The sequence below is a fragment of the Psychrobacter sp. 1U2 genome (assembly GCF_051847575.1).
The window spans coordinates 1-890 of record NZ_JBPYDC010000702.1 but is presented as its reverse complement, the minus strand read 5'-3'; the positions used below and the strand labels follow the sequence as shown (position 1 = coordinate 890).

Genomic DNA, 890 nt, shown 5'->3' with positions numbered 1-890 from the left:
CTGCTGGACGGCTGTTTTTATATCAGTCTTCTCTGGCATTTGTCTTTTATATTGCGAAGATAAATATGAAGATGAGTTGATGACCTGTTGTTGTATTTTGTCGACATCTATACCGATTGGATAAGCATCAATCATTATATGGTGCGGAGCATCTAAGTCTAGGTTAAGCTCCAACTGCGCACCAGTCGATCGATTGGACTTAGCAAAATTTTGTGCTATATGTGCAGGGTTATTTGTAGACTCTTTGAGCATATTATTAGTTTTTAACATGCTATCGGTTTTTGACATACTATCGGTTAAGTGGCGGGTATTTAAATAGCTGTCCTTTAAATAATGGTTAAAGACCGCCAGACAATTTTCTTTATCTTGCTCAGTTTGTGTACCGAATACATCGTAATGAGCAAGGTGCTTAATCAATTCAGGACTTTGATCAAGCTTTTGCCAAAATGTGAGGGGAGCAAACGGGATGTGCAAAAACAAGCCAATACGGTTATTTAAGCCCAGCTGCCTACAATAATATGCCACACTTAAAAAGTGGTAATCATGTACCCAAATGACATCGTCGGGTTGAATAATCTTTTTTAATTGTTTGGCAAAAAGCTGGTTGACCGCTTGATAGCCTGCATAATCTTCTGGCGCTTGGCTAATCAGATGGGCTTGCTCATGCAACAGCAACCACAATACATTGTTAGCAAATCCGCAATAAAAATGCTGATATTGTTTAGAGGTGAGGGCAGTGGTCATATAAGTAATGTTCTTATTTGCCACTTGAACATCGGCATCGGTTGCAGTCGCTTGTCCATCACAGTTAAACTCATTGTCAACGCTGTCATCACAAGTGTCCACAATATCACCATTCCAGCCCATCCAAATGCCTGAGTTTCCTATTA

At 39.8% G+C, this 890-nt stretch carries 1 protein-coding gene; it reads right to left on the bottom strand.

The features are described from left to right. A partial coding sequence (locus ACS8FD_RS18195; RefSeq protein WP_439276884.1) for a trehalose-6-phosphate synthase occupies window positions 1–867 on the bottom strand: 867 nt, incomplete at its 3' end. Window positions 868–890 lie beyond the last annotated feature (23 nt).